The organism is Actinoplanes italicus (genome assembly GCF_003001815.1).
In the GTDB taxonomy this organism is placed as follows: domain Bacteria; phylum Actinomycetota; class Actinomycetes; order Mycobacteriales; family Micromonosporaceae; genus Actinoplanes; species Actinoplanes italicus.
Map to the genome: position 1 here is coordinate 502,232 of NZ_PVMZ01000003.1, position 13,065 is coordinate 515,296.

Here is a 13,065-nt window from a genome sequence, read left to right on the forward strand (position 1 = left end):
AACGTGGCCGAGCTGCACGATCTGCGTGGCATCCGGGTCCGGCGAGCCGAACTCGACGCCGAGGAACTGGAGCTGATCGATCGGGCCCGCCGCTCCGGCGCGACCTGGCCGGAGATCGCGGCGGCTCTCGGTCTCGGCAGTCGGCAGGCGGCGGAACAGCGGCGCCTCCGCCTGGCCCGGGCGGCGGAGCGCGACTCGCTGCCGCGTCGGGCAGAGCTCGATCAGGCGTACGGCCGAAGCGCCTCTGATTTGCGCAAATGTGCCGTTGAACTGCACCGCAGGATCGGTGCGGACCGACGTTGGGACAGCCGTTTCCAGCGCGCCGCTCTGGTGCGGGAGACGCTCGCAGCCGCCCCCGACGCCCCGGCCGGCGCCCTCCACGATCTGGTCACCGCGGTCCTGACCGACCTGGCCGCCCCCGAGGTGCCGGCTCTCCCCGGCCCGCAGCGCGCGGCCGTGGACCGGCTGCGGAAGGCTGCGGAGACTCAGAAATGAGTCACTACGACTCAACTATTCCCTGCGGGCATCGCCGCCAAGCTGTCAGAGGCGGTAGTACCCGTCGCCGGAGGACTCAAAGATTCTGCCGCCGGAGGTACGCGAGGACGTCGGCCGGGTCACGGGTGACGCAGCCGATGTAGTTGTCGGGACGGACCAGGACGAGGGTCGGCCCGGTGGTGTCGTAGATTTCCGCCGCCTCGGTGACATGGTGGGCCGGCACGGGAAGCTCGGGCAGCGGCCCGGTCCAGCCGAATGCCAGCAGCGTGGCGTGCGCACCCCGCAGCAGGTCGAAGACCCGGCCGTGGGGGAGTGGCGCGTCCGGGGCGCGGTCGCCGGCCCGTACCGCTCCCGGATCTGTCCGATGCTCGGCTGCCAGCGTCGTGCCCCGGTAGTGGAGGGAGAGCTGCCGGAGCGCGGGATCGTCCCGGCGCATGGCGTCCTCGTCGCCGTCGACGTGGCGCCGGTGCAGGCGCGTGCTTATGCCCAGGACGGACGCGGCCACCGGCAGGCGCTCCTCCTCGTAGGTGTCGAGGACCGCGGAGCTGCCGGTCGCGATCTTCCAGCCGAGGTTGTAGGCATCCTGGATGCCGGTGTTCAGCCCTTGCCCGCCGGCCGGTGAGTGCACGTGGGCGGCATCCCCGGCGAGGAAGACGTTTCCGGTGCGGAAGCGGGACGCCATCCGGATGTTGGCCCGGAATTCGGACGTCCAGCCCACTTCGGTGACGGTGATCGACGGGTCGGCGGCGGCCACCAGCTCGGCGGGGGAGAGCGGGGACGGCGGTGCGGTGAGCTGGAACCAGTCGGTGCCCGGAAGCGGGCACAGCCCAAGACGGAACGTTCTTTCCGGGCCGGGCCACACGTGCCAGTGGTCACGATCGAGACCGGTCAGGCGCACGTCGGCGATGAACAGCCGCTCCTCCTCGTGGGTCTCGCCCTCGAAGCCGATGCCGAGCAGCTTGCGGACAGTGCTGCGGCCGCCGTCGGCGCCCACGACGTACCGCGCGTCGACGATCTCGCCGCTGTCGAGCGTGACCCGCACGCCGCCGTCGAGCTGGGTGAGGCCGGTGACCCCGGTGCCGAGCTCGACCGGGATTCCTTCGGCGAGGAGTTCGGAGGTCCGCCACTGAGGAACCATCAACATGTTCGGGTACGGCACGGACGGCGCCGGATCGTGCGGCTCGTCGAGGCGGAACTCGTGGGTGCCACCATCCGGCAGATGGGCCAGCAGTGCGGGGTAGTCGCCACCGGCGTCCAGGAACCGTGAGATCAGCCCGAGGTCGTCGAGGACCTCGAGCGTGCGCGGCTGCAGGCCCTTGCCGCGTGACCCGTCGAACAGCTTCGGCGACCGCTCCACGATCCGGTAGGGCACGCCGTGCCGGTCGAGCTGGCGGGCGAGGGTCAGGCCGGTCGGACCGGCGCCGACGATTATGGTGAATCTCGATTCAGTGAACATGAATTCACCGTAAGGGCGCTGGTAACCTCCGTCAAGTGGTGATGGGCACGCGCAAGCAGCAGGCGGCGCAGACCGAGGCGGAACTGAAGGCGGCGGCGATCCGTGTGTTCGAGCGGACCGGCTACCTCAACACCAAGATCACCGACATCACGGCCGAGGCGGGGCGGGCGACCGGGTCGTTCTACAAGCACTTCGCGAGCAAGGAGCGGCTGCTCGAGGTGCTGCTCGCCGACCTGCTGGCCGAGGCGGACGCGAGCTCCGAGCTGAGCGGCCACCCGGACGACTTCCGGGACCGGGCGGCGGTCCGCTGGCACGTCACCGTGTTCTGGAGCTTCTACGGCCGGCACCGGGCGGTCATGTCGGCGCTGCAGCAGGCCGCGATCGTCGATGAGGAGTTCGCGCGGCGCAGCCGGGAGATGCTCGAACCGGACCTGCACCACATCGCCGGACATCTCGCCGGCCTCGACCTGCCGGCCGACCCACTGGTCGCGGCGTCGTTCTTCACCACGACGCTCTCGGCCCTGGCGGCCGGCTGGTTCGCGGGCCCGTCCGTGGGCGAGCACGAGATGATCGAGAGCGTGACGACGTTCCTGCACCAGGGCCTGGGCGGCGCCGCCCGCTGAAGCCGGGCGGAAAAACGGATGCCCGGCACGCCGTTGTGCCGGGCATCCGAAGCTGTCCGGGCATCGGGCACACCGTTGTGCCCGACACCGCGGAGACTGAAACCGATCAGCGCTTGGTGATCGCCTTGCGGTAGTCGCTGTTGAGGCGGCCGATGAGGCTCAGCGGGATGCCCTTGGGGCAGACCGTGGTGCACTCGCCGGCGTTGGTGCAGCCGCCGAAGCCTGCGTCGTCCTGCGCCTGCAGCATGTCGATGACGCGGCTGTCACGCTCGGGCTGGCCCTGGGGCATCAGGCCGAGATGCGCGATCTTCGCGGCGGTGAACAGCATCGACGAGCCGTTCGGGCAGGCCGCCACGCAGGCGCCGCAGCCGATGCAGGTGGCCGCCTCGAACGCGGCGTCCGCGTCCTTCTTCGGCACCGGCGTGGCGTGGGCGTCCGGCGCGGTGCCGGTGGGGGCGGTGATGTAGCCGCCGGCCTGGATGATCTTGTCGAACGCGGTGCGGTCGACGACCAGGTCCTTGATGACCGGGAAGGCGGCGGCGCGCCACGGCTCGACATCGATCACGTCGCCGTCGGAGAACTTCCGCATGTGCAGCTGGCAGGTGGTGGTGGCCTTCTCGGGGCCGTGCGCCACACCGTTGATGACCATGCTGCACGCGCCGCAGATGCCCTCACGGCAATCGTGGTCGAACGCGATCGGGTCGTCACCCGAGAGGATCAGCGTCTCGTTGAGGACGTCGATCATCTCGAGGAACGACGCGTCGGGGGAGATGCCCTTCACGTCGTAGGTGACCATCTTGCCGCCCGTCGACGGACCGGCCTGACGCCACACCCTGACCTTGATGTCCATTACTTGTAGCTCCGCGTGCTCGGGTGGACGTACTCGAAGTTGAGGTCCTCCTTGTGCAGGACCGGCTTGCCGTCGGCGCCGAAGTACTCCCACGCCGCGGCGTAGCTGAACTCGTCGTCGTGGCGCATCGCCTCACCGTCCGGGGTCTGCGACTCGGCCCGGAAGTGGCCGCCGCACGACTCGCGCCGGTGCAGCGCGTCGATGCACATGAGCTCGCCCAGCTCGATGAAGTCGGCGACCCGGCCGGCCTTCTCCAGGTTCTGGTTGAGCTCCTCGCCCTTGCCCGGCACCTTCACCCGGGTCCAGAACTCCTCCTTGAGCGCCCGGATCAGGCCGATGGCCTTGGTGAGGCCCTCCTCGGTCCGCTCCATGCCGCAGTACTCCCACATGATCTGGCCGAGCTCGCGGTGGAACGAGTCCACGGTGCGGTCGCCGTCGATCGACAGGAACTTCTCGATCCGGTCCTCGACCTGCTTGCGGGCTTCCACGACCGGAGCGTCGGTCGCCTTCACCGCGGGGAACGGCCCGGACGCAAGGTAGTTGCTGATCGTGTTCGGCAGCACGAAGTAGCCGTCGGCCAGGCCCTGCATCAGCGCGGACGCGCCGAGCCGGTTCGCGCCGTGGTCGGAGAAGTTCGCCTCGCCCACCACGAACAGGCCGGGGACCGTCGACTGCAGGTCGTAGTCGACCCAGAGGCCGCCCATCGTGTAGTGCACGGCGGGGTAGATGCGCATCGGCGTCTCGTACGGGTCCTCGCCCGTGATCCGCTCGTACATCTCGAAGAGGTTGCCGTACTTGGCCTCGACGGCCTTGCGGCCCAGCCGGTTGATCGCGTCGGCGAAGTCGAGGTAGACGCCGAGGCCGCCGGGACCGACACCGCGGCCCTCGTCGCAGACGTTCTTGGCGGCCCGCGACGCGATGTCACGGGGCACCAGGTTGCCGAACGACGGGTAGATCCGCTCCAGGTAGTAGTCGCGGTCCTCCTCGGCGATCTCCCCGGCCGGCTTCTGACAGTCCGCGGCGTTCTTCGGCACCCAGACCCGGCCGTCGTTACGCAGCGACTCCGACATCAGGGTCAGCTTCGACTGGTGCGAGCCGGACTCCGGGATGCAGGTCGGGTGGATCTGCGTGTAGCAGGGGTTCGCGAAGAGCGCGCCCTTGCGGTGCGCCCGCCACGAGGCCGTGACGTTGCAGCCCTTGGCGTTCGTCGACAGGAAGAACACGTTGCCGTACCCGCCGGAGGCCAGCACGACCGCGTCGGCGAACTCGGTGGTGATCTCGCCGGTGACCATGTCGCGGACCACGATGCCGCGGGCCTTGCCGTCGACGATGATCAGCTCGAGCATCTCGTGCCGGGCGTTCATCTCGACGTTGCCGAGGCCGATCTGGCGCTCGAGGGCCTGGTACGCGCCGAGCAGCAGCTGCTGGCCCGTCTGGCCCCGGGCGTAGAACGTCCGGGAGACCTGGGTGCCGCCGAACGAGCGGTTGTCGAGCAGGCCGCCGTACTCACGGGCGAACGGGACGCCCTGGGCCACGCACTGGTCGATGATGTTCACGCTGACCTGGGCGAGCCGGTAGACGTTCGACTCGCGGGCGCGGAAGTCGCCGCCCTTGACCGTGTCGTAGAAGAGCCGGTACACGGAGTCGCCGTCGTTGCGATAGTTCTTCGCGGCGTTGATGCCACCCTGCGCGGCGATCGAGTGCGCGCGGCGCGGGCTGTCCTGGTAGCAGTACGACTTGACCCGGTACCCGGCCTCGGCCAGGGTCGCCGCGGCCGAGCCGCCGGCCAGGCCGGTGCCCACCACGATGACGGTCAGCTTGCGGCGGTTGGCCGGGTTGACCAGCTTGGCGGAGAACTTGCGCCGTTCCCAGCGGGTCTCGACCGGCCCGTCCGGGGCGGCCTTGTCGAAGACGGGTTCGCCCTCGGCCCAGAAGTCGTTAGCAGTCATGATCAACCCACCAATCCGGTCAGCACCGCGACGGGAACCGAGAGGTACATCGCGACCAGCAGCACCGACAGGGTCAGCGCGATGGCCTGGGCCCGGCGCTCACCCTTGGTGGTCTGCTGGCCCAGCGTGCGGAACGCGCTCCAGATGCCGTGCCGCAGGTGGAAGCCGACGGCGACCACGGCGACGACGTAGAAGAGCGTCACGTACCAGCGCTCGGGGGCGAAGTCCGCGACCACACGGGCCGACGGGTTGGAGTCGCCGCCCTCGGGGTTCAGGTGACCGGTCGTCAGGTCGAGGATGTGGTAGATCACGAACAGCACGATGATCACGCCGCCCCAGCGCATGGTGCGCGCGGCGTAGCTGCCCTGGACCTTCGGCCGGTGCGCGTACTTGACCGGGCGCGCCTTCTTGGCACGGATGGTCAGCGCGGTCGCGGCCCAGATGTGCAGGCCGATCGCGACCAGCAGGCCGACCCGCTGGATCCAGAGGAACCAGGCGTGCGGCAGCAGGGGCGTGCCGAGCTCCCGCAACCATTCCGCGTAGTGGTCGAAGTCCGGCAGGCCCACGAAGATCTTGAGGTTGCCCGCCGCGTGCGCGAAGAGGAACAGGACCAGCAGCGCGCCGCTTGCCGCCATGACCAGTTTGAGGATGACCGATGAAGGCCGGACCGACTTCCGCGGCGTGGGGCGTGCCGTCGCACCCGCCGCGTTGGTCGTCTTCGGAATAGGAGTGTCTACCGCCACAAGCTGAACGGTAGAAAGACTCTGGCCATTCGTCTAATGCATGCTGGGGCCCATCTCCATAGCTGTAGGCTATTAAGGTGCAGCTGCAACAACTCCGGTACTTCGTAGCGGTGGCAGAGACGCGACATTTCACCCAAGCGGCGGACGAATTGGGCGTCTCGCAACCAACGCTGAGTAAGCAGATTCACACCCTCGAAACGTCACTCGGCGCGCCGCTCTTCGAGCGCATCCGCGGTGGCGTGACCCTCACGGTAGCCGGGGAAACCCTGCTCCCGCTGGCGCAACGCATGATCGCGGACGCCGACGCCGCCAAGGACGCGGTCGCCGACATCATCGGCCTCCGGCGCGGGGACGTACGCCTCGGCGCCACCCCGAGTCTCTGCTCCTCGCTGGTGCCCGGCGTGCTCCGGGCGTACCGCGCCGAGCATCCCGGCATCTCGCTGCACGTCACCGAGGGCAGCTCCCAGGACATGATCGCCGACCTGCTCGCGCACTCGCTCGACCTGGCCCTGATCGTGCAGCCCGAGCACGGTGTGGACCCGGCGCTGGAGACCACCGAGCTGCTGCGGGAGAGCCTCGTGGTCGCCTCGGTCGCGTCCGGGCCGCCACCGACCGTGGCCCGCCAGCTCGACCTGGTGGAGCTGCGGCACACCCCGATGGTGATGTTCCGCGACGGCTACGACATCCGCGACGTCACCCTCCAGGCCTGTGAACGGGCCGGATTCACGCCGAAGTTCGCCGTCGAGGGCGGCGAGATGGACGCCGTGCTGGCCTTCGTCGAGGCGGGGCTGGGGGTGGCGCTCGTGCCGAGCATGGTGCTGACCAACCGGCCGCTGCTGCGGGCCACACCGCTCGCGCCGCCCGGAATGCGGCGCACGATCGCGCTGGCCCATCGCCGGGGAGCCGTCATGTCACACGCCGCGACGGCGCTCCGTGAAGTGGTGATCGAGCACTGCGCGGCAACCGTCCACATCGGGTAGTCAAGCGTATGGGCGCGCGTCTAGGCTCCGGGTGTGTGGCATGGCGAGTACCGGGATCCCCGGCTGGTCGAGGTCTACGACGCTGAACACCTCTGGGGCTGGGAGGACGACTTCTTCATGCGGGTCCTCGCCGACCGCGTGACACCCCGTGTCCTCGATCTGGGCTGCGGCACCGGCCGTCTGGCGATCGCCATGGCCGTGGCCGGCCATGAGGTGACCGCCGTCGACCCGGCACGGGCCGTCCTCGACGCCGCCCGGCGCAAGCCCGGCGCTGACGGCGTCCGCTGGATCGAGGGGTCGTTCGAGACGCTGCCGCCCCGCGCGTTCGATGCCGCCTTCCTGACCGGGCATGTGGCCGAACTGATGGTCACCGACGACGAGTGGTCTGGGGCCCTGCACGCGCTGCGCGACAGCCTCACCGCCGACGGCCGGTTGATCCTGAACACCCGCGACCCGGCGGCCCGCCCGTGGCAGGACTGGAACCGGGCGGCCACCGAGCGGCCCGTCGTGCTCGCCGACGGTTCGGTGGTGCGGGCCTGGACGGAGAGCGATCTGGAGAAGGAGCGGGGCACGGTCTCGGTCGTCCATCACTATCTGTTCCCGGATGGTCTTGAGCTGACCAGTACGGCCGCGCACCGGTTGCGGGACGAGGACACTCTGCGTGACTCGCTGCGAACTGCGGGTTTCCGGGTGGAGGAGCTCTATGGAGGGTGGGGCAGGGAGCCCGCCGGCCTCAGTGAGGACGGTGAACTGATAGTGATCGCGCTCGCCGAACCGCGGATGCTTGCATGATGTGCCGCTTTACTTACTGAACCATTGCAGGACATGAATGCCGGACTACTATCCGGCTGGCATCGGTACCGACCTCAACGACGGGGCTAGGTGGCATGTCCGACAACGAGTGGCCAAGGCAGTTGCCCGCGCCCGACCACGGCGAATGGAACGACCAGCCTCAGTCGCGCGGCCGCGTCCTGCTCGCCGCGGCCCTGGTCATCACGGTTCTGCTGGTCGCGGGTGGCGTCGCGTGGCGACTGATGAGCAACGGGACCGGCGAGCCGGCCGCCCAGCCCAGCGCGGCCCCGGCGTCCTCCGAGAAGCCCAGCGTCACCCCCTGCCCGGATCCCGAGCTGACCGTGGCCGTGGCGCCCGAGATCGAGCCGGTGATCAGCGCGGCCGCAGCGTCCCTCAAGCCGGTCGGCCAGCGCTGCTCGGCGATCGTGGTGCGGGCCGAGGAACCCGGCGTCACCGTCGCCGCCAAGGAACAGCCGGACGCGTGGGTGCCGTCGTCCAGCGTCTGGCTGCGGATCGCGGCCGACTCCAAGCAGGTCTACCAGACGTCCGGCGCCACCCTCGCCTGGTCACCGATCGTGCTGGGCGCGCCGCAGGCGCTCGCCCCCCAGTTCTCGTCGGACGGCAAGACGTCCTGGACCGGCCTGATCAAGGCGGTGACCGAGGAACGGGTGCCGGTCGTCACCATGACCGACCCGCTGATCACCACGACCGGCCTGCTCAGCGTCCACGGCGTGCACGCGGCGACCGCACTGACCACGAAGGACCCGGGTATCGCCCAGCTGCGTGCCCTCACCCTGCGCAGCCGGCTCACCGACGCGGCCGCCGACCCTGCCGCCCTGCTCACCGAGATGTCCCGGCAGACCGACGCCGCCGACGCCTCCTTCTCGGTCGGCGTCTTCCCGGTGATCGAGCAGCAGGTCACCGCCTATCAGAAGGGCGGCTACCGGATTCCCCTGACGTCCTCGGTGCCGGTCGACGGGCAGATCTCGGCCGACTACCCGTTCGCGGTACGTAAGGGCGTCAAGACCCGGCTGGCCGAGCAGCTGCGCGCCGCGATCAGCAAGCAGGCCCTGGCGGAGGCCGGTTTCCGTACCGAACCGACGGCCGGCGGCATCCGCCTGCCCGACTCCGGCAAGGCGCTGCTCGGCACCGCACGGCAGTGGGCGGGATTCCAGACCGTGGCTTTCCAGGTGCTGCTGCTGATCGACAACTCGGGCTCGATGAACGAGAAGATCGGCGCGGGCGCGGCCACCAAGGCGTCGCTGCTGCGCGAGTCCGGGGCCAGCGCGGCCGAGCTGTTCAACCCGGAGACCACGATCGGGATGTGGTACTTCGGTTCCAGCGCGACGAGCGACACCGCGCACACCGAGGTGGTGCCGTTCGGGCCGATCACCGCGGCGGTCGGCGGCAAGCTCCGGCGCGAGGCTCTGGGCGCGGCGATCGCCGGATACCGTCCACAGCAGAACGCCGGCACCCCGCTGTACCAGACCGTGCTCGACGGCATCGCGGACATGCGCAAGCAGGTCCAGCCCGGCCGCTCGACGGTGGTCGTGGTGCTCACCGACGGCGCCGACGGCGGCACCAAGTTCGCGATGACCAACCAGCAGTTCCTGCAGCGGCTCGGGGCGGCGTCGGATCCGGGGCGGCCGGTCCCGGTCATCGCCGTCGGTTACGGCCCGGACGCCAACATGAAGGCGTTGCAGGACATGGCGAAGGCCACCGGCGGACAGGCGATCGCGGCACGCAACCCCGCCGACCTGGCCTCCGCGATGGCCAGGGCCTTCCTGGCGGCCCGGTCCACGTCCTGACGAAGCGGATCAGGCCGGACCGATCTGATCGGCGACGATCCGGGCGGACAGGGTCACCATCGGCAGCCCTCCGCCCGGATGCACCGATCCGCCGACCAGGAACAACCCGTCGACCGGGCCGCGGTTGCCGGGTCGCAGCAGGCCACCGGCGGTGCCGTAGATCGCCCCGCCCGGGGCGCCGGTCGCCTCGGCCAGATCCGCCGGCGTGCGGGTCTCGGCGAACTCCAGCCGGTCGCGCACGTCCAGACCGCGACGGGCCAGAACATCAAGGACATGGCGGGCGTACGCGTCCGCGAGCCCCGGCCGCCGCCAGTCCACAGCGGACATCGCGGTGCCGTGGCGTGGAGTGTTGACCAGCACGAACCACGCCTCCCGCCCGTCCGGCCGCACCGCCGGATCGGCGGCCCGGGTGACGAACACCGCCGGGTCGTCGACCGGCCGGGCCCGGCGGCCGGGCCGGGGGAAGATCGCGTCGAACTCGGCGTCGTAGCGGCGCGGGAAGAAGACCGTGTGATGCGCCAGCTCCGGGGTCTCGCCGCGCACCCCGAGCAGCAGCACGAACCCGCCCAGGCTGCGATCGGCGAGCCCGGTCAGCCGGCCCGGGCTCGGCAGCAGGTCGCGATAGAGGGTGACGGCGTCCACATTGGCCACCACCACGTCGGCCGGCACGAAACGGCCCGACGCCAGCCGCACCCCGCGTACCCCGGAATCGGCCTCGATCGACTCGACCTCGGACGAGAGCTCCATCCGTACGCCCAGAAGATCGCACCGCGCGCGAAGCGCCGCGGCGAGGGTGCCCAGACCACCCGGCAGGTACCAGCCGCCGTGAGTCAGTTCGGCGTAGGGGATCGCCGCGAGCGCGGCCGGTGCGCGCCGGGGATCGGTGCCGGTGTAGGTCGCATAGCGGTCCAGCAGCATCCGCAGCCGCGGATCGCGCAGGTAGCGGCGGCCCAGACCGCGCAGCGACCGGCCCGGCGCGATCGCCGCGAGATCACCCACCCGCCACGAGAGCCGGGCCAGCGACGCCACCGACACCGGCCGCTGCAGCACCGACTCCCAGGACGCGTGCCAGATCCGCGCGGCCCGCCGCCAGAAGCGGTCCCAGTCCGCCGCCGCTTCCGGGCCGAGCGCGGCGCCGATCCGATCGAGGAACACCGCGTGATCCGGCGACGAGTCGAGCACCACACCGTCCGGGAAGACGTGCCGCACCACCGGATCCAGCGGCTCCGGGCGCAACCCCAGCTCCAGCTCGTCGAAGACCTGCGGCAACGTGAGCAGGCTCGGGCCGGTGTCGAAGCGGTAGCCGTCCCGTTCGTACACCGCCAGCTTCCCGCCCACCTCCGCGGCGCGCTCGTGCACGGTCACCCGATGCCCGGCGGCGGCCAGGCGGACGGCGGCGGCCAGCCCACCCACGCCCGCCCCGACGACCACGATGTCACTCACGGCAAGATCAAGACCTTTCCTCCGGTACGGGCGACAAGCGCCGATTCTGTCCAGCCGGGTTCAGACGGGGCGGCCGCGCCATGACAGCCGATCATGATGGCGCCGGTGGAACGAGCGGGCCACCAGCCAGGCGAACAGGACGACCGAGACCGGGTGCGCGAACGCGTCCGGGAACATCCGGCCTCCGGTGGCGGCGGCACTGACCAGGCGGCCGGCCACCCCGAGCAGGTATCCGGCGGCGGCCACGGCCGGGTGGGCACCGAACAGGAACAGCGGCGGCACGGCGTACAACAGAAGAAGCAGGACCACGGCGGCGGCCGCGCCGGACGCCGACCCGAACGACGCCCAGAGGGATTTGCCGTAGCCGTCCGCCAGCTCCCGCCAGGTCGAATACATGTGGCAGGTCGCCAGGCGCGAACCGTCGGCGAGGGCGATCCGCCCGCCGGACCGCTTGACCGCGCGGGCCAGCCCGATGTCCTCCAGGATGTCGTCGCGGACCGCGGCGTGCCCACCGGCCCGCCGGTAACCGGCCGCGTCCACCACCAGCCACTGGCCTCCCGCGGCGGCCAGCGACGGGCGCGGCGAGCGTTCCATGCCTCGCAGCGGCAGAAAAGTCAGCCACGACCACTGCAGCAGTGGTTGCACCAGACGCCCTGAGCCGACGATCTTCGGATACGGCGAGAGCAGTGTCACCCGGCTCTCCCGCAGCAGCGTCACCGCACCGGCCACCGCGTCCGGCGCCAGCACCACGTCCGCGTCGACGAAGACCAGCACCTCCGCGTCCCCGGCGTCGTCGGCGAGCTGCCGGCAGGCATTCGGTTTGCCGAGCCAGCCGTCCGGCAGCGGGCCGCCGGTCAGCAGCCGCACCCGCGGGTCACCGGCCGCGACCGCCCGGACCACGGCCGCGGTGTCGTCGGCAGACCCGTCGTCGAGGACGTGGATCCGCAGATCCGGGACACCACGCTGGGCCAGCAGCGACTCCAGGCACGGCGTGACCCGGCCCGCCTCGTCACGCAGCGGCAGCAGCACCGCCACCCGCTCGGTCGCCGAGGCGCCCCGGCGCGGCCGGCGCAACAGCAGCGCGTTCACCACGGTGTGCCCCGTGAGCAGCACCAGCGGGATCAGGACGAGCCAGCCGCTCATGGACTGTTCTCCGTGGCGTGCTCTGCGGGGGCGGAGGCTGCCGCCCGGAGCCGCCACACCAGCGGCAGGACCGCGACGCCCATCAGGACCCCGCCCCATACCGCCGAGCCCGGCAGGTTCAGGAAGACGGCGTGCGCGAGCACCGAGGAGAAGTACGTCCACAGCCAGAGCGCCAGCATCGGTGCGTCCGAGTCCGCCGGAGCCGACGCGACCCGCCCGGCCGCCGCTGACAACGCCGTCATCAGCACGACCGCGAAACCCAGCCAGCCCAGATAGTTGCCGATCGGGATCCCCGGCACCCCCGGCAGCGCCGGAACCGGATCGTGCCAGCGCCAATACCCCTCCGCGACCATCTGCGGATCGAGGAACAGATCCCACGCGGCCAGCCCGGCGGCCGCCACCGCGATCCGCACCGGCCGGCTCCGGGTCACCCGCCCCGCTGCCAGCCAGGCCGGCCACGCCATCCAGGTCCACGCCAGCGGAATGATCAGCGGTACGCCCAGCAGTTTCGGCCCCAGCTGACCCGAATAGTCGTAGGTGCCGAACGGGAAACCGGTCGCCACACCGACCGCCTCCACCGCGAACCCGCCCAGCATCGCCGTGCCCACCAGCGCGACCGCCGCACGCGGACCCCGGCGCAGCAGCGCGTGCGACACCGACAGCACCACCCCGATCAGCACCGTCGCCACGGTGAGACCGGCCCGTACCCCGCCCTCGGTCAGCGGATAACAGATCTGGGCGAGAACCAGCCCGCCCAGCAGAAACCAGGGAACCGCGCGCAAG

The 13,065-nt window shown here is 70.8% G+C and carries 12 protein-coding genes; 5 read left to right on the forward strand and 7 right to left on the reverse strand.

Going from position 1 to position 13,065, the window contains the following annotated elements:
- Positions 1–3: 3 nt before the first annotated feature.
- Positions 4–495, forward strand: a complete 492-nt coding sequence (locus CLV67_RS10265; RefSeq protein WP_106316938.1) for a hypothetical protein — start codon at positions 4–6, stop codon at positions 493–495.
- Positions 496–571: 76 nt separating this feature from the next.
- On the opposite strand, the gene CLV67_RS10270 is transcribed toward CLV67_RS10265, so the two are convergent.
- Positions 572–1,951 (reverse strand): FAD-dependent monooxygenase, encoded by a 1,380-nt coding sequence (locus CLV67_RS10270; RefSeq protein ID WP_106316939.1) that lies wholly within the window; start codon positions 1,949–1,951, stop codon positions 572–574.
- Positions 1,952–1,992: 41 nt separating this feature from the next.
- On the opposite strand from CLV67_RS10270, the gene CLV67_RS10275 reads away from it, so the two are divergent.
- Complete coding sequence (locus CLV67_RS10275; protein ID WP_239166282.1) at positions 1,993–2,574, forward strand: TetR/AcrR family transcriptional regulator; 582 nt, start codon at positions 1,993–1,995, stop codon at positions 2,572–2,574.
- A gap of 106 nt (positions 2,575–2,680) precedes the next feature.
- Here CLV67_RS10275 and CLV67_RS10280 read toward each other — a convergent pair whose 3' ends face one another.
- Genes CLV67_RS10280 through CLV67_RS10290 form a run of 3 tightly spaced genes read right to left on the reverse strand, consistent with a single transcriptional unit; the run spans position 2,681 to position 6,023 of the window.
- Positions 2,681–3,424 (reverse strand): succinate dehydrogenase/fumarate reductase iron-sulfur subunit, encoded by a 744-nt coding sequence (locus tag CLV67_RS10280; protein ID WP_106316941.1) that lies wholly within the window; start codon positions 3,422–3,424, stop codon positions 2,681–2,683.
- Positions 3,424–5,373: a fumarate reductase/succinate dehydrogenase flavoprotein subunit gene (locus CLV67_RS10285; protein WP_106316942.1), complete on the reverse strand. Its 1,950-nt coding sequence runs from the start codon at positions 5,371–5,373 to the stop codon at positions 3,424–3,426. The genes CLV67_RS10280 and CLV67_RS10285 overlap by 1 nt, the downstream gene beginning before the upstream one ends.
- Before the next feature lie 2 nt (positions 5,374–5,375).
- Complete coding sequence (locus CLV67_RS10290) at positions 5,376–6,023, reverse strand: succinate dehydrogenase cytochrome b subunit (RefSeq protein ID WP_275414901.1); 648 nt, start codon at positions 6,021–6,023, stop codon at positions 5,376–5,378.
- Positions 6,024–6,187: 164 nt separating this feature from the next.
- Between CLV67_RS10290 and CLV67_RS10295 the strand changes: the two genes are divergently transcribed.
- The 3 genes from CLV67_RS10295 to CLV67_RS10305 all read left to right on the forward strand — a co-directional run bounded on the left by CLV67_RS10295 (position 6,188) and on the right by CLV67_RS10305 (position 9,696).
- Positions 6,188–7,096: a LysR family transcriptional regulator gene (locus CLV67_RS10295; protein WP_106316944.1), complete on the forward strand. Its 909-nt coding sequence runs from the start codon at positions 6,188–6,190 to the stop codon at positions 7,094–7,096.
- Between the two features lie 33 nt (positions 7,097–7,129).
- The gene (locus tag CLV67_RS10300) at positions 7,130–7,888 is read left to right on the forward strand and encodes a class I SAM-dependent methyltransferase (RefSeq protein ID WP_106316945.1); all 759 of its coding nucleotides are present in this window, start codon (positions 7,130–7,132) and stop codon (positions 7,886–7,888) included.
- A gap of 95 nt (positions 7,889–7,983) precedes the next feature.
- Positions 7,984–9,696 (forward strand): substrate-binding domain-containing protein, encoded by a 1,713-nt coding sequence (locus tag CLV67_RS10305; RefSeq protein ID WP_106316946.1) that lies wholly within the window; start codon positions 7,984–7,986, stop codon positions 9,694–9,696.
- A 9-nt stretch (positions 9,697–9,705) separates the two neighbouring features.
- On the opposite strand, the gene CLV67_RS10310 is transcribed toward CLV67_RS10305, so the two are convergent.
- From CLV67_RS10310 to CLV67_RS10320, 3 genes are read right to left on the reverse strand one after another with little or no spacing between them, the layout of a single operon-like run.
- Positions 9,706–11,139 carry a phytoene desaturase family protein gene (locus CLV67_RS10310; RefSeq protein WP_106316947.1) on the reverse strand — a complete coding sequence of 478 codons (1,434 nt, stop codon included), beginning with the start codon at positions 11,137–11,139 and terminating at the stop codon, positions 9,706–9,708.
- Between the two features lie 60 nt (positions 11,140–11,199).
- A complete protein-coding gene (locus CLV67_RS10315) occupies positions 11,200–12,282 on the reverse strand; it encodes a glycosyltransferase family 2 protein (protein WP_106316948.1) in 1,083 nt (360 codons plus the stop codon).
- Positions 12,279–13,064, reverse strand: coding sequence for a carotenoid biosynthesis protein (locus CLV67_RS10320; RefSeq protein ID WP_239166277.1), 786 nt, complete (start codon positions 13,062–13,064; stop codon positions 12,279–12,281). Before CLV67_RS10320 ends, CLV67_RS10315 begins: the two co-directional genes overlap by 4 nt.
- Between the last annotated feature and the right edge of the window lies 1 nt (position 13,065).